Source organism: Allobosea minatitlanensis (assembly GCF_964020775.1).
In genome coordinates this window covers 1,669,213-1,686,768 of the sequence record NZ_OZ224509.1, presented here as the reverse complement: position 1 = coordinate 1,686,768, position 17,556 = coordinate 1,669,213, and the positions used below count along the sequence as shown (strand labels likewise).

Annotated in this window: 19 protein-coding genes; 8 read left to right on the top strand and 11 right to left on the bottom strand. The window is 69.8% G+C overall.

The features are described from left to right. Window positions 1–7: 7 nt before the first annotated feature. From ACWH43_RS08240 to ACWH43_RS08230, 3 genes are all read right to left on the bottom strand, one after another. Window positions 8–805: a potassium channel family protein gene (locus ACWH43_RS08240; RefSeq protein ID WP_158443263.1), complete on the bottom strand. Its 798-nt coding sequence runs from the start codon at window positions 803–805 to the stop codon at window positions 8–10. Window positions 806–952: 147 nt separating this feature from the next. Beyond that, window positions 953–1,621 carry a class I SAM-dependent methyltransferase gene (locus tag ACWH43_RS08235; protein ID WP_375796977.1) on the bottom strand — a complete coding sequence of 223 codons (669 nt, stop codon included), beginning with the start codon at window positions 1,619–1,621 and terminating at the stop codon, window positions 953–955. Then, window positions 1,618–2,871, bottom strand: coding sequence for a DUF3419 family protein (locus ACWH43_RS08230; protein WP_260347748.1), 1,254 nt, complete (start codon window positions 2,869–2,871; stop codon window positions 1,618–1,620). The genes ACWH43_RS08235 and ACWH43_RS08230 overlap by 4 nt, the downstream gene beginning before the upstream one ends. A 191-nt stretch (window positions 2,872–3,062) precedes the next feature. On the opposite strand from ACWH43_RS08230, the gene msrB reads away from it, so the two are divergent. Continuing rightward, window positions 3,063–3,503: a peptide-methionine (R)-S-oxide reductase MsrB gene (msrB, locus tag ACWH43_RS08225; protein WP_375796976.1), complete on the top strand. Its 441-nt coding sequence runs from the start codon at window positions 3,063–3,065 to the stop codon at window positions 3,501–3,503. Window positions 3,504–3,515: 12 nt separating this feature from the next. On the opposite strand, the gene ACWH43_RS08220 is transcribed toward msrB, so the two are convergent. Beyond that, window positions 3,516–5,186: an acyl-CoA dehydrogenase family protein gene (locus tag ACWH43_RS08220; RefSeq protein WP_158443262.1), complete on the bottom strand. Its 1,671-nt coding sequence runs from the start codon at window positions 5,184–5,186 to the stop codon at window positions 3,516–3,518. Window positions 5,187–5,250: 64 nt separating this feature from the next. Here ACWH43_RS08220 and ACWH43_RS08215 point away from each other — a divergent pair, with 64 nt between their 5' ends. The 4 genes from ACWH43_RS08215 to ACWH43_RS08200 all read left to right on the top strand — a co-directional run bounded on the left by ACWH43_RS08215 (window position 5,251) and on the right by ACWH43_RS08200 (window position 8,744). Beyond that, complete coding sequence (locus ACWH43_RS08215) at window positions 5,251–5,625, top strand: hypothetical protein (RefSeq protein ID WP_260347747.1); 375 nt, start codon at window positions 5,251–5,253, stop codon at window positions 5,623–5,625. Window positions 5,626–5,757: 132 nt separating this feature from the next. Beyond that, window positions 5,758–8,109 carry an ATP-dependent helicase gene (locus ACWH43_RS08210; protein WP_260347746.1) on the top strand — a complete coding sequence of 784 codons (2,352 nt, stop codon included), beginning with the start codon at window positions 5,758–5,760 and terminating at the stop codon, window positions 8,107–8,109. Between the two features lie 142 nt (window positions 8,110–8,251). Next, window positions 8,252–8,446, top strand: coding sequence for a type II toxin-antitoxin system HicA family toxin (locus ACWH43_RS08205; RefSeq protein ID WP_158443260.1), 195 nt, complete (start codon window positions 8,252–8,254; stop codon window positions 8,444–8,446). A 1-nt stretch (window position 8,447) separates the two neighbouring features. Next, window positions 8,448–8,744 carry a type II toxin-antitoxin system HicB family antitoxin gene (locus tag ACWH43_RS08200; protein WP_158443259.1) on the top strand — a complete coding sequence of 99 codons (297 nt, stop codon included), beginning with the start codon at window positions 8,448–8,450 and terminating at the stop codon, window positions 8,742–8,744. 21 nt (window positions 8,745–8,765) lie between these two features. Here the strand turns inward: ACWH43_RS08200 and ACWH43_RS08195 are convergent, their stop codons facing one another. Then, complete coding sequence (locus tag ACWH43_RS08195) at window positions 8,766–9,560, bottom strand: GGDEF domain-containing protein (protein ID WP_260347745.1); 795 nt, start codon at window positions 9,558–9,560, stop codon at window positions 8,766–8,768. 93 nt (window positions 9,561–9,653) lie between these two features. Between ACWH43_RS08195 and ACWH43_RS08190 the strand changes: the two genes are divergently transcribed. Beyond that, window positions 9,654–10,601, top strand: coding sequence for a 50S ribosomal protein L11 methyltransferase (locus tag ACWH43_RS08190; RefSeq protein WP_158443258.1), 948 nt, complete (start codon window positions 9,654–9,656; stop codon window positions 10,599–10,601). A gap of 51 nt (window positions 10,602–10,652) precedes the next feature. Here ACWH43_RS08190 and ACWH43_RS08185 read toward each other — a convergent pair whose 3' ends face one another. Both ACWH43_RS08185 and ACWH43_RS08180 read right to left on the bottom strand, forming a co-directional pair. Next, window positions 10,653–10,781 (bottom strand): hypothetical protein, encoded by a 129-nt coding sequence (locus ACWH43_RS08185; protein WP_260347744.1) that lies wholly within the window; start codon window positions 10,779–10,781, stop codon window positions 10,653–10,655. A 23-nt stretch (window positions 10,782–10,804) separates the two neighbouring features. Next, complete coding sequence (locus ACWH43_RS08180) at window positions 10,805–11,050, bottom strand: hypothetical protein (RefSeq protein ID WP_158443257.1); 246 nt, start codon at window positions 11,048–11,050, stop codon at window positions 10,805–10,807. 313 nt (window positions 11,051–11,363) lie between these two features. On the opposite strand from ACWH43_RS08180, the gene ACWH43_RS08175 reads away from it, so the two are divergent. Then, window positions 11,364–13,184 (top strand): aminopeptidase P family protein, encoded by a 1,821-nt coding sequence (locus ACWH43_RS08175; protein WP_158443322.1) that lies wholly within the window; start codon window positions 11,364–11,366, stop codon window positions 13,182–13,184. A gap of 52 nt (window positions 13,185–13,236) precedes the next feature. On the opposite strand, the gene ACWH43_RS08170 is transcribed toward ACWH43_RS08175, so the two are convergent. The 4 genes from ACWH43_RS08170 to ACWH43_RS08155 form a co-directional block, all read right to left on the bottom strand. Beyond that, window positions 13,237–13,536, bottom strand: coding sequence for an AzlD family protein (locus tag ACWH43_RS08170; protein ID WP_158443256.1), 300 nt, complete (start codon window positions 13,534–13,536; stop codon window positions 13,237–13,239). After that, window positions 13,533–14,255, bottom strand: coding sequence for an AzlC family ABC transporter permease (locus tag ACWH43_RS08165; protein ID WP_158443255.1), 723 nt, complete (start codon window positions 14,253–14,255; stop codon window positions 13,533–13,535). Before ACWH43_RS08165 ends, ACWH43_RS08170 begins: the two co-directional genes overlap by 4 nt. A 25-nt stretch (window positions 14,256–14,280) precedes the next feature. Beyond that, window positions 14,281–15,144: an AraC family transcriptional regulator gene (locus ACWH43_RS08160; protein ID WP_158443254.1), complete on the bottom strand. Its 864-nt coding sequence runs from the start codon at window positions 15,142–15,144 to the stop codon at window positions 14,281–14,283. Between the two features lie 96 nt (window positions 15,145–15,240). Further along, window positions 15,241–16,485, bottom strand: a complete 1,245-nt coding sequence (locus ACWH43_RS08155; RefSeq protein ID WP_158443253.1) for an MFS transporter — start codon at window positions 16,483–16,485, stop codon at window positions 15,241–15,243. A gap of 95 nt (window positions 16,486–16,580) precedes the next feature. On the opposite strand from ACWH43_RS08155, the gene ACWH43_RS08150 reads away from it, so the two are divergent. Further along, on the top strand, window positions 16,581–17,555 hold the full coding sequence (locus ACWH43_RS08150) for an AraC family transcriptional regulator (RefSeq protein WP_158443252.1): 975 nt from the start codon (window positions 16,581–16,583) through the stop codon (window positions 17,553–17,555). Window position 17,556: the final 1 nt, after the last annotated feature.

Genomic DNA, 17,556 nt, shown 5'->3' with positions numbered 1-17,556 from the left:
AGCCGCCTTACAGGCCCTCGTCGGGTATCTTCAGCCGGTGCCCGCAGGCCTTGCAGTAGACCGCGTCGGGCTCGTGCCGCTGCAGCGCGCATTCGGGGCAGGGAAACAGGATCTTGTTGGGGCGGAACAGGGTCTGCGCCAATCGCACGAACAGGGTGATGCCGACGATCATGACGACGATCGAGGTCAGCTTTCCGGCGATGCCCGGCAAGGTCAGGTCGCCGAAGCCGGTCGTGGTCACGGTCGCGACCGTGAAGTAGAGCGCCTCGACATAGCTCTCCAGCCCGCCGGCCTGCTGGAAGAAGAAGGTGTAGACGAAGCCCGTGACGACGAAGAGGAACGTCACGATGTTGCCGAGCGCGCGGATGACGTTCTCCCATTCGCTGAAGCGCGTCGCGCGCAATTGCACCCAGACGATGCCCTTCTTGGAGAGCGACCACAGCCGCAGGATGCGCAGGAAGCCGAAATTCTCCAGCCATTGCGGCATCAGCAGCGTCGACAGGATGAACAGGTCGAGCAGCATGGTCGGCTGGCGCAGGAGCCGCAGCATGTTCGTCGAGGCGAGCAGACGCGCCCCGATCTCGACCATCATCAGCACCGCGATCGAATAGTCGATCCAGAAGAAGGCCGGCCTGCCCTTGAGCAGCGGCGCGGCGATGAAGAAGGCGATGATCAGCAGGTCGACGATGGTGGTGACCGCCTGGAAGCGCAGGGCGGTCGGCGTGCGGCCGTGATAGAGCTGGCGCAGGCGGTCGCGCAGGATCTCGAAGCGGCTTTGCGGCGGGTGGAAATCGGCTTTGTCCATGCCGGCAGGATAGCGGCATGCGCGGCCGGCCGTCACCGGCTGCCTTGGAGAGCGCCGACCCGAACAGCGGAACGCCATTCCTGGGGAAACCCGACGCACAATCAAAGAGCCGGAGGATCGGACCGCATGCGCTGTTCGGTCCGGTCCCTAGCCCGGCGGCATCTCCGCCACGGCATGCACCGTATAGCCGCGATAAGGGGCGCCGACCCGGCATTCCGCTCCCGCCGCCCGCGCCAGCGCGCACATCACCAGCGGCAGGTCTTCGCGCGGCGCGACGTGGAACAGCGCGAGCCAGCGCGCCAGCAGGTGCCTGAAGGCGCCCGGCAGCCCGGACTGGTCGCCGAAATCGACGACATGCAGCGAACCGCCGGGGGCGAGCCGCCGCAGCGCCTCTGCCACCACCGGCTGCCAGGGCGGGATCATCGACAGGGCGTAGGAGATCACGATCCGGTCGAAGCCCGGCCGCCCGAACAGGAGCCGCGGATCGAAGCCGGTCGCATCGGCCTGCGCCAGGATGATCCGGTCGCCGAGCCCGGCGCGCGCCACCGCGGCCCGCGCCGTCGCCAGCATCTCGGCCGAGACGTCGAGCCCGTAGCAGTCGCAGGCAGGATAGCGCCGCGCGATCTTCACGAGATTGCGCCCCGTGCCGCAGCCGATCTCGAGGATCGCCGCGCCGGCCGGCGGCTGCAATCCCGCGATGAGCTGGTCGCGGCCGAGCAGGTAGAACTTGCGGCTGGCATCGTAGATATGGCGCTGATGCCGGTAGATCCGGTCCATCAGCCCGGCGGCGGAGCTTGTCGCCGCGGCCCCGCTCACGCCGCCCGTCCCGGCAGCGTGTAGAGGTGGAAGCCGCCATAGATCGCCGAGCGGTCCTGCCGGCAGAGCGCGCGGCTCCTGGCCTCGTCATAGCGCCACTGGTCGAGGATCGCGGCCGGCACCCGGCCGGGCAGAAGCCGTTCATCGGCCGCCGTGCGGAAGATCACCCGCGCGCCCGGCCTGGCCGTGCGCGTGATCTGCGACCACAGCGCCGTCAGCTCGGCATCGTTCATCCAGTCCTGCGCGTCGAGCAGCACATAGGCGTCGCAGCTTTTGGCCGGCTGGTCCTCCAGGAAGGCGGTGATCGCGCCCTGGCGATAGCCGACCCCGCCGGCCCGCGCCTTCACGGCCTCGAAGTGCTGCGGCTGGAGATAGGGCGGCAGCGCCGCATCCGGCCCTTCGCCATAGCGGCGGCCGAAGGCCTGCTGCGCGAAATAATTCTCCTTGAGGTCGAAATCGCAGGCGAGGCGTTCGAGCCTGAGCTTCAGCGCGCCGAGGATGCCGTCCTCGCCATCGGCGGCGAGCGCCTTGTACTGCGCCGGCGGGATGCCGAGGCCGTAGAGCGAGGCCGGCTGGCGCACCAGCCAGCGCACCAGCCGGCGCTCGAAGACCGGCGCGAGATGCTTCCCGTAGAGCGCCCGCTGTTCGGCGCGGTCGCGCGCCGCCAGCATGGCGCGGGGATTGCCGCCGAGCAGCCGTGCCAGCACATGGCCGGCGCCGATGAAGCGGCCGAGCAGCCCGTAGCGGTAGAAGCCCCTGGCGAAGAGATTGATCCGGCGCCGGCCGTCGAGGCCCCGGCCTTCCCAGTAGCCGCGCGAGACGGCATCGAGCCGGGGAGCGATCTCGCGGTCGTAGAACGCGACGTTCTCGCGGGCATCGGCAGCGGCGAAGAAGCGGCGGAAGCTCGCATAATCCGTCATCCGCGCCAGCGCCGCGAGCTTCAGCCGGCCGAGCGCGATATGGGCGCCGTTGAGATCGACCGCGCTGACGCGGATCGGCGCGGCGGTGAGATAGGACAGGATGTTGCAGGAGCCCGAGGCGATGGCGACGACATGGTCGTCCGGCTCAAGGGCGAGCGCCGCCATGTCGACGACCGGGTCCTCCCAGATCTGCGGATAGACCAGCCCGGAGAAGGCGCGGGTGAACATCCATTCCAGCAGGCCGGCCCTGGACAGCGTCCGGCTGCGCTGGACCGCCGTGCTCAGGCCCAGCGTGGTGGCCCGCCGGACCGTGCGTGCCGTTTGCGTCACGGGTTCCCTCCCCTTTCAGGTGGCGAGCCGACTAGAGGAGTCGCGTGACGGTCCGGTGACGGGACCGGCGATGCCGTCATCGTGAAGCGCGGCGCCGCACGGAAAGGGGGCTGAAAATCGGCGGCCGAAGCGCCATATTGGGCGCAGCGAGCCGATGGCCCGACGGGCCGTCCGCCGAGAAGGAGATCGCCATGGGTCTAACGCGCATGTTCGGCACCGGGAAGAAGCAGGCCGAGAGCTTTCCCTTCCAGCTCAGCGATGCCGAATGGCGCGAACGCCTGACGCCGGAGCAGTACCGTATCCTGCGCGGCCACGGCACGGAACGGGCCGGCTCCTGCGCGCTCAACTACGAGAAGCGCGCCGGCACCTTCTCCTGCGCCGGCTGCGGCCAGGAGTTGTTCAAATCGGGCAAGAAGTTCGAGAGCGGCACCGGCTGGCCGAGCTTCGACCAGCCGCTGGAGGGCGCGGTCGGAACCAGTGAGGATTTCAGCTTCGGCATGCACCGCGTCGAGGTGCATTGCGCCAATTGCGGCGGCCATCTCGGCCATGTCTTCCCGGACGGCCCGCCGCCGACCGGCCTGCGCTACTGTATCAATGGCGAAGCGATGAATTTCAGGCCGGAAGCGGCCTGAGGCCCGCTTCCGTCATTCCGGGACGCCGCGCGGCGGCGAACCCGGAACGCTCGGCACGGCCCGTCGCGCCAGCGCCGCCGCATCGACCCCCGGCGGCAGATCGCCGAACTGCCCGGCCCAGCCATCGCCGAGCCGCGTCGCGATGAAGGCGTCGGCCACCGCGGGCGGCGCGAACCGCAGCAGCAGCGAGCCTTGCAGCGCGAGCGCCAGTTGCTCCGTCAAGCGCCGCGCCTGCCCCTCGTTGCGCGTCAGATCCGGCAATGCGCCTTCCAGCCGCCGCAGCGCGGCATCGTAGCGCCGGTCCGCCCCCGCAGCCGCCATCAGCTCGGCCCGCAGCACGTCGACCACCCCCTCCTCCCGCGCCAGCGAGCGCAGCACGTCGAGGCAGATGACGTTGCCCGAGCCTTCCCAGATCGCGTTGAGCGGCGCCTCGCGGAAGAGCCGCGCGATCGGGTGCTCCTCGATGAAGCCGTTGCCGCCATGGCATTCCAGAGCCTCGGTGACGACGGCAGGCGCCCGGCGCGTGATCCAGTATTTCGCGATCGGCGCACCGACCCGCGCCAGCAGCCGCTCGCTCGCGGACGCCGCTTGCCGGTCGAGCGCCGCGAACAGCCGGAAGGCGAGCCAGGCGGCGGCCTCCGCCTCGATCGCGAGGTCGGCCAGCACGTTCTGCATGATCGGCTGGTCGATCAGCGCCTTCTGGAAGGCGCGCCGATGCCGGGCGTGATGGGCGGCGAGCGACACCGCCATCCGCATCAGCCCGGACGAGGCCGCCGCGATGTCGAGCCGCGAATTGTGGTTCATCGACAGCCCGGTGCGGATGCCCCTGCCCGGCTCGCCGACGAGGTGGCCGATCGCGCCGCGGAACTCGACCTCCGAGGAGGCGTTCGAGCGGTTTCCGACCTTGTCCTTGAGCCGCTGGATCGCGACGCCGTTGCGCTCGCCCGATGGCAGCCAGCCCGGCACGGCGAAGCAGGAGATGTCCTCGCCCGTCCGCGCCAGCGTCAGGAACAGATCCGAATGCGGCACCGAGAAGAACCACTTTCGCCCTTGCAGCGACCAGGTGCCGTCGCGATTGTCCTCGGCCACCGTCTGGGTCTGGCGCAGGTCGGAGCCGCCCTGCGTCTCGGTCATCGCGGTGCCGACGGTTGCCCCGGTCTTGAGCTGCGCCGGCCCCTGCCGCGGATCGTAGCGGCTGGAGGTGACGAGCGCCCCCCATTGCTCCCACAGCGCGGCGTCCTGCTTCAGAACCGGCACGGCGGCATAGGTCATGCTGATCGGGCAGCAGATGCCGCTCTCGGCGCCGTACCAGAGATATTGCAGCGCGGCGCGGGCCACCTGCGCGCCGGGCTCCGGCCGGTTCCAGGCGAGCGCATGCGTCTCCTGGCCGATGGCGAGGCCGATCAACTCGTGCCAGGCGGGATGGAAGGCGATCTCGTCGATGCGGTTGCCGAAGCGGTCGAACGCCCTGAGCTCCGGCGAGTAGCGGTTGGCGAGGGAGGCGAGCTCCTGCACGCGCGCCGAGCCCACCGCCCGCCCGGCCTCGTGCAGCCGCCCGCGCGCCCAATCGGCGCCGAAGGCCGAGACGATGCCGGGCAGCACCGGATCGGCGGCGAAGGCGTCGTAGCCGGCCAGCACCGGCACCTGATTGGTGACCTGATCGCCGCGCGATGGCTCCGCCATGGCTTTCCCTCCGATCCGCGAACCGCCCCGTCGTTAACCACCAGACTATGCCGCCGTTCGCCTTTTGCGAATCCGCCCGATTGGCGCCCGGGTTCTGGCGGCACGTCCCGCCCGCGCCGCGGCCGGCGCCTGCCCCTCCCTCTGGTACGACAAGCGCCACGCGCTGAGTCTCGAAGCGACCTACGCCGCGCGCAATCGCGATCTGCCGGCCAAGGTTTATCTTTACGTCGGAGAGTACGAGGCGCTGCGCAAAGGCGACCGGCGCTACAACCAAACGATCGACATGGTCGCCGACAACCGGACCCTGGAGGCGGCATTACGCGGCCGGAAATACCCGAGCTTGAAACTGAAATCGGCGATATTCAACGACGAGGACCACCTCTCCGTAGCTCCGCGCGGCTTTACGCATGCGCTGGAGTACCTTCTCCCGGCGCGTTGAACCTCCCGCGACGCCCCTGCCGCCACCTCCCTGTGGAACGGGATGTAAAATGATCGCTCCGGCAGGGCGCAATCCTGACATCGACGCCCTATATTCGCCGGAGAACGAATCACGCACGAGCAGCCCGCACCCGTGTCCGACGCAGACCCCTTTTCCGCTCCCCCGCCGCGCCCCGGCGGCCTTGCCGCGCGCGCCGCGGCGCAGCCGGCCGCCGGCTATCTCGCGGGGCTGAACCCGGAGCAGCGCCAGGCGGTCGAGGCGACGGAGGGCCCGGTTCTCGTGCTCGCCGGCGCCGGCACCGGCAAGACCCGCGTGCTGACCACCCGCATCGGTCATCTGATCGCGACCAGCCGCGCCTATCCCTCGCAGATCCTCGCCGTCACCTTCACCAACAAGGCGGCGCGCGAGATGAAGGAGCGCGTCGCCCATCTCGTCGGCTCGGTCGCCGAGGGCATGCCCTGGCTCGGCACCTTCCACTCGATCTCGGCCAAGCTGCTGCGCCGCCATGCCGAATTGCTCGATCTGCGCAGCGATTTCACCATCCTCGACACCGACGACCAGATCCGCCTGATGAAGCAGGTGATCCAGGCCGAGGGCATCGACGAGAAGCGCTGGCCCGGCCGCATGCTGGCCGGCTTCATCGATAGTTGGAAGAACCGTGGCCTTAGCCCCAATGACGTGCCGGCGGGCGAGGCCGCCGTCTTCGCCCATGGCAAGGGCGGCAAGCTCTACGCCGCCTATCAGGAGCGGCTCAAGGCGCTCAACGCCGTCGATTTCGGCGACCTGCTGCTGCATTGCCTGACGCTGTTCCGCGATTATCCGGACGTGCTCCAGACCTATCACGAGCGCTTCCGCTACATCCTGGTCGACGAGTATCAGGACACCAACACGGCGCAGTATCTCTGGCTCAGGCTGCTGGCGCAGGGCCGGCGCAACATCTGCTGCGTCGGCGACGACGACCAGTCGATCTATGGCTGGCGCGGCGCCGAGGTCGACAACATCCTGCGCTTCGAGCACGATTTTCCGGGCGCGACCGTGATCCGGCTGGAGCGCAACTACCGCTCGACCGGCCATATCCTCGCCACCGCCTCGAAGCTGATCGCCCGCAACGAGGGCCGCCTCGGCAAGACCTTGCGCACCGAGGGCGAGGCCGGCGACAAGGTCACCATCACCGGCGCCTGGGACAGCCAGGAGGAGGCTCGCCTCGTCTCCGACGAGATCGAGGCGATGCAGGCCAAGGGCCACGACCTCGGCGAGGTCGCGGTGCTGGTGCGCATCTCGGCGCAGATGCGCGAGATCGAGGAGCGCTTCGTCCAGGCCGGAGTGCCCTATCGCGTCATCGGCGGCCCGCGCTTCTACGAGCGCGCCGAGATCCGCGACGCGCTCGCCTATCTGCGCTGCGTCGTCTCGCCGACCGACGACCTCGCCTTCGAGCGCATCGTCAACGTGCCCAAGCGCGGGCTGGGCGACGCCACCGTCCAGCTCCTGCACAACCATGCCCGCGCCACCGGCTTCTCGCTGATGCAATCGGCCCGCGCCGCGGTCGAGAGCGACGAATTGAAGCCCAAGGCCCGCACCGCATTGCGCGAGCTGGTCGACGCCTTCGGCCGCTGGTCCGCCCGCGCCGAGCATATGCGCCAGGGCGAGCTCGCCGAGCTCGTGCTGGAGGAGAGCGGCTACACCGAGATGTGGAAGAAGGACCGCTCGGCCGACGCCGCCGGACGCCTGGAAAACCTCAAGGAACTCGTCCGTTCGCTCGACGAGTTCCCCGACCTGCCGGCCTTCCTCGAGCACGTCTCGCTGGTGATGGATGCCGATGGCGGCGAGGCCGAGCGCCGCGTCTCGATCATGACGCTGCATGCCGCCAAGGGGCTGGAATTCGACACGGTCTTCCTGCCCGGCTGGGAGGAAGGGCTCTTCCCCAACCAGCGCGCGCTCGACGAGAACGGCCGTGCCGGGCTGGAGGAGGAGCGCCGCCTCGCCCATGTCGGCCTCACCCGCGCCCGCAAGAAGCTGAAGCTCTATTTCGCCTCGAACCGGCGCATCCACGGCCTCTGGCAGACCAGCCTGCCGAGCCGCTTCATCGACGAGCTGCCGGAGGAGCATGTCGAGGTCGAGCAGGCCCCGACCAGCTATTCGCAGGGCGGCTACGGCGCCTCGCGCTTCGACCGGATGGAGAGCTTCGGCTCCAGTTACAACACGCCCGGCTGGCAGCGCGCGCAGGAGAACCGGGCGAAGAATGGCGGTTTCTCCGACAGCGGCCGGGGCTTCGGCGGCTCGCGCCAGCGCGGGCCGATGCTGATCGAAGGCGAGCTGACGGCGAAATCGACCGGCGAATCCGCCTACGGCACTGGGGCCCGCGTCTTCCATATCAAGTTCGGTCCCGGCTCCGTCGCCAGCGTCGACGGCAACAAGCTCACCGTCGATTTCGACAAGGCCGGACGCAAGATGGTGCTGGACTCGTTCGTGCAGAAGGCGGGGTGATTACCGCTACTTGCGACGAAAGAACTAGCCAGACGGACTCCCACTCTTCTGCGAAATCAGCGGCTTGCCGCGTGGTGCGGGATGTTGTGGCTTGCCAAGATATGCCTAGCATGGGTGGTCGGATTCCCAAGGAATTTGACCAATGCTCAACAACAGCGCCGACATCATGCGCCGCCTGGAACGCGAGGGCTGGGAATGCGTGCGCGTCGCCGGCTCTCACCATGTCTTCAAAAAGCCCGGCGCTCGTGACACTATCGTGCTGCCGCATCCGAAGAAGAATTTCGGACCGGGCCTCGTGTTGAAGATCTACAAGCAGGCGGGCTGGCCGCGCGACTGACATGACCCATTACGTCGCCATCATCGAGGATGCAGGCCCCGACCATGCCGTCGGCGTCTGGTTTCCCGACCTGCCCGGCTGCTTCGCGGCCGGCGACACGCTCGACGAGGCGTTGCGGAACGCCCCGGAAGCTCTGTCTCTCTGGATCGGAACGCTGCGCGAGAACAACGAGGCCGTTCCGCGCGCCCGCACGCCGAGCGAATTGAAGGCCGACCCCGACGCCGCGCGGGAGATCGCGGATTTCGCGATCGCGCTGATTCCGGCGCCGGATGTCGCCCTTCTGCCAGCCGCCGAATAGCGCCGGACGAAAGCGCGGGCGTCAGGCGGCGACGACGCCGTCCGGCGGGAAGACGGCCCGGTTGCGCCCCATCATCTTGGCCCTGTAGAGCTGCTCATCGGCCTCGGCGATCAGTTCGTTGAGCGTCACCCCGCCCGCCTGGGTCGCTCCGCCGATGCTCACCGTCAGCGAAATCGCCTCCTCGGCCGACACCGCGACGCGCAGGCGCCTGACCGTCTCGATGATCTTCGCGGCAATGCGGCGCGCCTCGCCGGTGGCGACGCCCGGCAGATAGACGGCGAACTCCTCGCCGCCGAGCCTCCCCGCGAGATGCCCCGCCTCGAGCGCGCCGGCAATCGCCTCCGCCAGGCCCTGCAGGGCCTCGTCGCCGACGGGATGACCGAAACGGTCGTTGATCTGCTTGAAATGATCGGCGTCGACGAGCAGCAGCGCGCCCGCCCTGGTTCCGGCCATCATCTCCCGGACGGCGGCGAGGAAGCTCCCGCGGTTGAGCAGGCCGGTCATGCCATCGCGCCGCGCCTTTTCGACGGTGACCGCATGGGCCGCCGACAGATTGCGATGCGCCTCCTCCAGCTCCCGGTGCAGCCTGGCGATCTCGTTGCGGGTCTCGCGCAGGCGCTCGGCCTGGCTGAACTGCCAGGCGCTCACGGGCCAGGCGATCAGCAGCGGGCAGAGGACGCACATCAGCCAGGCGTTGCCGTCGACGACCCCCCCGAGCAGCGGCACGATCGTCACGGCGAGACCGAGCGACGCCGCGATCGACAGCACCGTCGCGAGGCTCGCCTTGACGATGATCTTCCGCAGGAAGGGCGACATGGTCCCGCTCCTAGCAGCCATTTGCTGAACGCCAGGTTTAGCCGCGCCGCCATTTCCGATGACAGCGCCGGACGCGCCTGCTAATCCCGCGCCATGCGCGAAGGCCTTCTGCCAGCGACGGTCGCGACCGTCCTCGAACTCTCCACCTCGGGCGACAAGGCCCGCGCCCTGACCGAGCTGCTGGGCGAGGTCTTCGACCCCACCGAGACGGCGATCTCGTCCTTCGAGGTCGAGGAAGGCGTCACCACGCTCTCGCTCAACGCACCCTGGAAGGTGGAGATCTACTTCGCCCACCACCCGGACGAGGAGGCGGTGCGCGACCTGCTGCGGCCGATCGTCGGCGACGGCATCGACAGCACGCCCTTCACCACGGTGAACCAGCAGGACTGGGTGGCGACGAGCCTCGACGGGCTGAAGCCCGTGCGCGCCGGCCGCGTCCTCGTCCATGGCGCGCATGACCGCGACACCGTGCGGGTCAACGACGTCGCCATCGAGATCGAGGCGGCGCTCGCCTTCGGCACCGGCCATCACGGCACCACCGCCGGCTGCCTGCTCGCCCTCGACGCCGAATTGAAGAAGCGCCGTCCGCGCCGCGGGCTCGATGTCGGCACCGGCACGGGCATCCTGGCGCTGGCGCTCGCCAAGCAGATCAAGCGCAAGGTCGTCGCCGGCGACATCGACGCCATCGCGGTCGAGGTCTCGGCGCATAACGCCCGCCTCAACCACGCGCCGCATGCGCTCGACCTCTATGTCGCGCCCGGGCTGCGCCATGCCAAGGCCGACCGGCCCGGCCATTTCGACCTGATCTTCGCCAATATCCTGGCCGGCCCGCTGCGGCGCCTCGCCCCCGCCCTGGCGCGGGCGCTCTCGCCGGACGGCACGCTGATCCTCTCCGGCCTGCTCGCCATGGACGTCCCCGGCGTGATCGCGGCCTATCGGCACCAGGGGGTCGCGCTGGCGAGCCGGTCGCTGCGCGAAGGCTGGGCGACGCTGGTCATGAAAAAGGGCGGCGCGGCCCAAAGGCCCCGCCGCCCTGTCTGACCTGATGCGCCCGGCTGCGAAAGCCGGGTGCGAGGCCGTCGCCTCTCGGCGTCAGAACTCGATATGGCCGTATTTGGCCTCGGCTTCGGCCTGCAGGCTGCGGGCGTCGTGCCAGACGGCGGCGGCGAACTTCGCCGCATCGACGATCCGCTCGACGATATGCTTGGCGATGACGATCATGGGTTACTCTCTGCGCCGGGGCGTCAGCGGTTGAAGGGCAGCGCGGCGTCGTTCGACAGGCTCGTGAACGGAATGCCGCCGAGAACGATCCCGGCCTCGTTGACGAGGAGGTTGCGCGCGCGCAGCTCGCGGGCCGCGGAACGCATCCGGCTTTCGATGATCGCGTCATAGATCCGGCGCATCAGGCCAGGCTTCTCCGAACGCAGCGCCCCGCTCTCGGCGATCACCGGCACGGGCAGCACGTCGGCGTTGTTCAGCACATAGGTCATGGGTCCATCTCCGAAAAAACGAAGGACAGTCCCGGTCGCTTCCTCGTTCTCTTGTACGACTAAAGTGGAGTCATTTCGCACTTGCGAGAAGATGTTTTTGCATATGCGAGATATGCACCTTCCGCATATCGGCCAGCAGCATCGCTCAGTCCGCGCGCATGCGATGCATGACACATGGGCAATCGCCCGGCAAAGCGGCAGCCGCGGCCGGTCCGGCGAACGGCTCCCATGCCGCTTTGGGGCTGGCGCTTTGCGGGGCGGCGGCGCAACCATGCGCACCACAGCCATACCGGATTCCCAGATGAGCCAGTCGATGCCGAGCTGCCGTTTCCAGTCCTTCACCGAGCCCAGCGACCCGGCGCAGGTCGCCGGCCGCGTCGCCGCCTTGCGGCAGGCTCTGGCGGCGCAGGGGCTCGACGGCTTCGTCGTGCCGCGCGCCGACGAGCATCAGGGCGAATATGTGCCGGCGCATATGGCCCGCCTCGCCTGGCTGACCGGCTTCACCGGCTCGGCCGGCAATGCGGTGGTGCTGGCCGACAGGGCGGCGCTGATCGTCGACGGTCGCTACACCATCCAGTCGGCCGAGCAGACCGACACCAGGGTGGTGACCCCGGTCCGCATGGAGGAGTCGCCGCTGGAGCGCTGGGTCGAGCAGAACCTGCCGGCCGGCGGCAAGCTCGGCTACGATCCCTGGCTGCACACCGTCGATGGCGTCGCCCGGCTGGAGAAAGCGGCCGCGGCGGCCGGCGGCTCTCTGGTCCCCGTCGCGAAAAACCCAATCGACGCGCTCTGGAGCGACCGCCCGGCCGCGCCTTCCGCCCCGGTCAAGGCCCATCGTGCCGACTACGCCGGCGAGGACGCCGCCTCCAAGCTCGCGCGCATCCGCAAGGCGCTCGCGGATGCGAAGGTCGACGCCCTCGTCGTCTCCGACCCGCATGCGCTGGCCTGGACCTTCAACATCCGCGGCGGCGATGTCGAGCACACGCCGCTGCCGCTCGGCTATGCGATCGTCCCGCGCGAGGGCCGCCCGACCGTCTTCCTCGCGCCGGAGAAGATCACCAACGAGGCGGGCGACGCCATCGGCGCGGTTGGCGAGATCGCCTCCCCGGCCGAGCTCGAAGCGCAGTTGCGGAAGCTCGGCGCGGCCAAGGCCAGGGTCCGGCTCGACGCGGCGACGGCGGCCTCGGCGCTGGCGACGCTGATCCGCGAGGCCGGCGGCACGCCCGATGCCGGCGCCGATCCGATCGCCCTGATGAAGGCGCGCAAGAACGCGGCCGAGCTCGCCGGAACCCGCGCCGCCCATCTGCGCGACGGCGCGGCGATGGCGAACTATCTGTCCTGGCTCGCGCGCGAGGCGCCGAAGGGCGGCTTGACCGAGATCGATGCCGTCGCGGCGCTGGAGAACGAGCGGCTGAAGACCGGCCTGCTCAAGGACGTCTCCTTCACCACCATCGCCGGCGCCGGGCCCAATGCGGCGCTGCCGCATTACCGCGTGACGGCGGCGAGCAACCGGGCGATCGGGCCGGGCATCTTCCTGGTCGATTCGGGCGGGCAGTACGAGGACGGCACCACCGACATCACCCGCACCATCGTGATTGGCGCGCCGACGCCCGAGATGCGCGACCGCTATACCCGCGTGCTCAAGGGCCATGTCGCGATCTCGCGGCTGGTCTTCGTCAAGGGCACCTCCGGCGCGCAGCTCGACGCCTTCGCGCGCCTGCCGCTCTGGCAGGGCGGCTTCGACTTCGACCACGGCACCGGCCATGGTGTCGGCAGCTATCTCTCGGTGCATGAGGGGCCGCAGCGGCTCTCCAAGCTCGGCACCACGCCGCTGGAGCCGGGCATGATCCTCTCCAATGAGCCGGGCTATTACAAGGAAGGCCATTACGGCATCCGCATCGAGAACCTGCTCGTCGTCGAGGAGCGCAGGATCCCCGGCGCCGAGCGCACGATCTACGGCTTCGAGACCATCACCTGGACGCCCTATGAGCGGGCGCTGATCGATGTGAACCTGCTCGACGATGGCGAGATCGCCTGGATCGACGCCTATCACGCCAAGGTGCTGGAGAAGATCGGCCCGCTGGTCGCGGGCGAGGCCAGGGCCTGGCTGGAGGATGCCTGCCGGCCGCTGTGAAGGCCGCCCCCGGACGATGAGCAGCCGTCCTCCTCGCGGAGACGGGTGCCGATCACATCACCGCGCGAAACGCCACCACCGCCACGACTCCCACCGCCACGACCGCGAGCAGCGGCAGACGCGTCGCGGCCAGCGCCGCGATCGCCGCCGCAGCCGTCTCGGCCCAGCCGGTGGCGAGCGCGCTCGGCGCGATCACCGCGACCAGCACCGCCGGCGGAATCGCATCGAACGCCGCCTGCGCGCGCGGCGACAGGTTGAGCCGCCCCGCCAGCGCGAGCCCGGCGACGCGCGTGACATAGGTCACGATCGCCATGCCGAGAAAGGCGAGGAAATTGACCGGATCGACGCTCACGCCTCGGCCTCCTCGATCGCCACCGCCTGCGCCCGCGCCTCACTGCCCGCCGCGAGCCAGGCCGCCAGCAGGCCGCAGAGCGCGCCGGCCGCGACATGCCAGGGCGGCCCGGCGAGGCGATAGGTCACCGCCGAGGCGATGCCGGCGGCCGCCACCGTCCAGAACGTCACCCGCCCCTTCCAGAAGGCCGCGACCAGGGCGATGAACAGCGCCGTGAAGGCGAAATCGGCGCCGAGCCGCTTCGGGTCGCCGAGGACCGCGCCGATCGTCGCCCCCAGCGTCGAATTGACGAGCCAGCCGGCGACGAAGGGCACGACCATGGCGAACCAGTAGGCCGGCGTCAGGCTGTGGGTGCGGGCGCGTTTCTCGGCCAGCGCCCAGTTCTCGTCGGCCATGTAGTAGAGGCCGAGGAATTTCTGCCAGCGGCTGAAGCCCTGGAGCTTCGGCGCCAGCGAGGCGCCCATCAGGATATGGCGGGCGTTGATCAGCAAGGTCGAGAAGACCAGCGCCGCGACCGGCGCGGGCGTCGCCCACAGCTCCACCGCCGCGAACTGCGCCCCGCCGGCGAAGACCATGGCGCTCATCAGGAAGACCTCGAGCGGGGAGAGCCCCTTGCTCGCCGCCACGGCCCCGAACAGCAGGCCGATCGGCGCCGCGGCCACCGCCGCCGGCCAGATATCGCTCAGGCCGCGCCTGATGTCGTCGCGCATCGTGGACATGGATCGATTCTCTCGAAGGGCCGGCCTAGCCGGCATGCGCGGCGCGGAAGGCGCCGGGCGTGACGCCGAAGCGCGCCTTGAAGGCCCGCGTCAGATGCGGCTGGTCGCTGAAGCCGGTCGCCGCCGCGACGTCGCCGGGCTTCTCGCCGCGCCTCAGCCGCTCCCGCGCCCGCCGGACGCGGACATCGACGAGATAGGCATGCGGCGTCAGCCCGGTTTCGCGCCGGAAGGCCCGGATCAGGTGATGCCGCGGCAGGCCGGTCAGCCGCGCCAGATCGGCCAGCGACAGATCCTCGTCGTAGCGGGCCTCGAAAACCTCCCGCGCGCGGTCGACCGGGCCGGCCTCCGCCCCGACCGGCCGCACCGCCAGATCGGCGTGATGGGCCAGGCAATGCGCGTAGAAGCGCAGCAGCATCTCCTCGCCCGCCAGCAGGTCCTCGCCCGCCTCGATCGCGCGATGGGCGGCGGCGAAGAGCGCCGCCCCTTCCGCGTCCTCGACGAGCGGCTCCGGGAAGAACGGGGTCCCGTCCGCCTCCCGGCCGCTCAGCGAGGCGGCGACCTCGCGCATCAGCCCGATCTCGGGATAGGTCATGCGATAGCTGTAGCCGGGCCCGTAAGGCTCGCCGTCATGGGTCTCCAGCGGGTTGACGAAGGTGATCAGCCCCGGCCGGGCATAGTGGCGGGCACCGCGCACGCGGAAGGTCTCGCAGCCGGCCTCGATGGTGCCGAGCACATAGCTTTCGTGCCGGTGCGGCGCGTAGGCGTGGCGGCGGAAAGTGGCGGCGAGGCAGTCCAGCCCGTCGAAGCGCACGGCCGGAAACAGCTTCGCCCGCTCGCCGGCGACGAGCGGTTCGAGGCCAAATCTCTCGCCCTGGGCAACTGCTTCCATGCCGGGAGCATAAACCCTCTCGCGCCGCCGCTGTCTTGAAGAAAAGTGATCGGGCGCATCACGCGCCCGATCTGTTTCGCCGGCCGCGACGGCGCGTCAGAGGGCCTGCGCGGCCGCCTTGGCTCCGACCCGCTCGGGGCTCCTCGCGCCGAGCAGCAGCACGCCGAGCCCGCCGACCAGCGTCGCGACCGTGGCATAGGCGATGACGCCCAGCGTCCCGAAGCCGTCGACCAGCAGCCCGCCGAAGATCGCCCCGCTCGCGATCGCGACCTGGAAGGCGGCGACGAGCAGGCCGCCGGCCGATTCCGCCTCGTCCTCCGGCGCGACCCGCACCAGCCAGGTCTGGAAGCCGACCGGCAGGGCGCCGAAGGCGAAGCCCCAGAGCCCGACGGCGATGGCCGAGGCGATCGGCGATGCCCCGAGGACGAGCAGGCTCGCCCCCATCAGGGCGACGGCGAAGGCGCCGAAGATCACCGAGGCCTTGGCGCTGCGGGCCGTGATCGCCCCGCCGGCGAAATTGCCGAAGAAACCGCCGACGCCATAGGCCAGCAGCACCAGCGAGATCGCCTCGACCGACAGCTTCGGGATCTGTTCCAGGAACGGGCGGACATAGGTGAAGCCGGCGAAATGCCCGGAGATCACCACGGCGATGCCGGCGAGGACGAGCGCGATGCTCGGCCGGCCGAGCAGCCGGAACAGCGTGCGGATGTCGGGCGAGCCGCGCGCCGGCAGCCGCGGCAGCACCGCCATCTGGATGACGAGCGTCACCACGCCGATCAGGGCCGAGAGCCAGAACACCACGCGCCAGCCCATCAGATTGCCGAGATAGGCGCCGATCGGCGCGGCGCTCACCGTCGCGACCGAGACGCCGGTGAAGATCAGCGACATCGCCTTGGGCAGGGCGCTGGGCGGCACCAGCCGCATCGCGGTCGCGGCGACCATCGACCAGAAGGCGCCGAGGCCGATGCCGAGCAGCACGCGGGCGAAGAGCAGCGTCGGCAGGTTGGTGGCGACCGCCGCGATGGCGCTCGACAGGATCAGCAGGCCGGTCAGCGCCCAGATCACCACGCGCCGGTCGATGCCGCGGGTGACGATGGCGGCGGCGAGGCCGGCGATGGCGCCGACCACCGCCGTGGCGGTGACCGCCTGGCCGGCGGCGCCGACCGAGACGCCGATATCCGCCGCCATCGGCGTGAGCAGGCTGGCGGGCAGGAATTCTGCGGTGACGAGGCCGAAGACGCCGAAGGTCAGCGAGACGACCGCGGCCCAGGCGGGTCTTTCGCGGGTTTCCTCCCGCGCGTCGTCGAGTTCGAAAGGTGTTGCGGATAAAGCGTCGGACATGGGGATCTCCATGAGGTCGCCGGAAGATGGGTCTGGCGCCATGGAGTTTCCATGCTATATAATCCGCATTCCTTGATCATTCATCCAGGATTGCGATGACCGCCTCCACCGATCACCTGACCGAGATGCTCCGCGGCCTGCGGCTCGACGGCGTCGACTACAGCCGCTGCCAGATGGCCGCCCCCTGGGGCGTCGCCTTCCCTGCGACGCATGAAGCCTATTTTCACTTCGTCTCGCGCGGGAGCTGCTGGCTGAAGACGCAGGCCGGCGAATGGCTGGAACTGCACGACGGCGACGCCGTGCTGCTGCCGCGCGGCGGCGGCCATGTGCTGGCGAGCTCGCCCGAGGTCGTCCCCTCCCCGCCCCGCGACTGCCGGGTGCGCGAATTCTACGGCAACGTGTTCGATGTCGAAGGCGGCGGCAGCGGCCGGCACATGCTGATCTTCACCGGCCGCATGAGCTTCAACGTCGACGCCGACCACCCGCTGCTCAGGCTGATGCCGGAGCTGATGCGGATGTCCGACTTCATCGCCAACGAGCCCGGCATCCCGCATCTGCTCGAGGCGATGGGCCAGGAGGTGGCGATGGACCGGGTCGGCGCCGGCGGCATCTTGGCGCGCCTCGCCGATGTGCTGGCCGCGACCATCATCCGCGCCTGGGTGGAAAGCGGCTGCGGCACCAGCAAGGGCTGGGTCGCGGCGGCGCGCTGCCCGCAGATCGGCAAGGTGCTGGCGGCGGTGCATGCCCATCCCGAGACCGACTGGACGGTGGAAAGCCTGGCGGAACTGATGGGCGCCTCGCGCTCCGGCTTCGCCCAGCGCTTCGCCGAGGTCGTCGGCGAGACGCCGGCCCGCTATGTCGCGCAGGTCCGGATGCACCAGGCCCGGCAATGGCTCGCCCGCGACAAGCTGCGGATCGCGGTGGTGGCGCAGCGCCTCGGCTATGAGTCGGAAGCCTCCTTCAGCCGCGCCTTCAAGCGCATCACCGGTACCGCGCCGAGCCAGGTACGGGCCACCGGCGAGGCCCCGCCCGCCGCGATGTTCGCGCCCTCGGCGCAGGCGGCGGAATAGG

Bases quoted from the DNA above. Each gene is read 5' to 3' on its own strand.
- ACWH43_RS08175 (WP_158443322.1), top strand. From the start codon at position 11,364: ATGCCGAGCTGCCGTTTCCAGTCCTTCACCGAGCCCAGCGACCCGGCG.
- ACWH43_RS08180 (WP_158443257.1), bottom strand. From the start codon at position 11,050: ATGACCTATGTGCTGAACAACGCCGACGTGCTGCCCGTGCCGGTGATC.
- ACWH43_RS08150 (WP_158443252.1), top strand. From the start codon at position 16,581: ATGACCGCCTCCACCGATCACCTGACCGAGATGCTCCGCGGCCTGCGG.
- ACWH43_RS08200 (WP_158443259.1), top strand. From the start codon at position 8,448: ATGACCCATTACGTCGCCATCATCGAGGATGCAGGCCCCGACCATGCC.
- msrB (WP_375796976.1), top strand. From the start codon at position 3,063: ATGGGTCTAACGCGCATGTTCGGCACCGGGAAGAAGCAGGCCGAGAGC.
- ACWH43_RS08220 (WP_158443262.1), bottom strand. From the start codon at position 5,186: ATGGCGGAGCCATCGCGCGGCGATCAGGTCACCAATCAGGTGCCGGTG.
- ACWH43_RS08185 (WP_260347744.1), bottom strand. From the start codon at position 10,781: ATGATCGTCATCGCCAAGCATATCGTCGAGCGGATCGTCGATGCGGCG.
- ACWH43_RS08205 (WP_158443260.1), top strand. From the start codon at position 8,252: ATGCTCAACAACAGCGCCGACATCATGCGCCGCCTGGAACGCGAGGGC.
- ACWH43_RS08240 (WP_158443263.1), bottom strand. From the start codon at position 805: ATGGACAAAGCCGATTTCCACCCGCCGCAAAGCCGCTTCGAGATCCTG.
- ACWH43_RS08190 (WP_158443258.1), top strand. From the start codon at position 9,654: ATGCGCGAAGGCCTTCTGCCAGCGACGGTCGCGACCGTCCTCGAACTC.
- ACWH43_RS08160 (WP_158443254.1), bottom strand. From the start codon at position 15,144: ATGGAAGCAGTTGCCCAGGGCGAGAGATTTGGCCTCGAACCGCTCGTC.
- ACWH43_RS08155 (WP_158443253.1), bottom strand. From the start codon at position 16,485: ATGTCCGACGCTTTATCCGCAACACCTTTCGAACTCGACGACGCGCGG.
- ACWH43_RS08195 (WP_260347745.1), bottom strand. From the start codon at position 9,560: ATGTCGCCCTTCCTGCGGAAGATCATCGTCAAGGCGAGCCTCGCGACG.
- ACWH43_RS08165 (WP_158443255.1), bottom strand. From the start codon at position 14,255: ATGTCCACGATGCGCGACGACATCAGGCGCGGCCTGAGCGATATCTGG.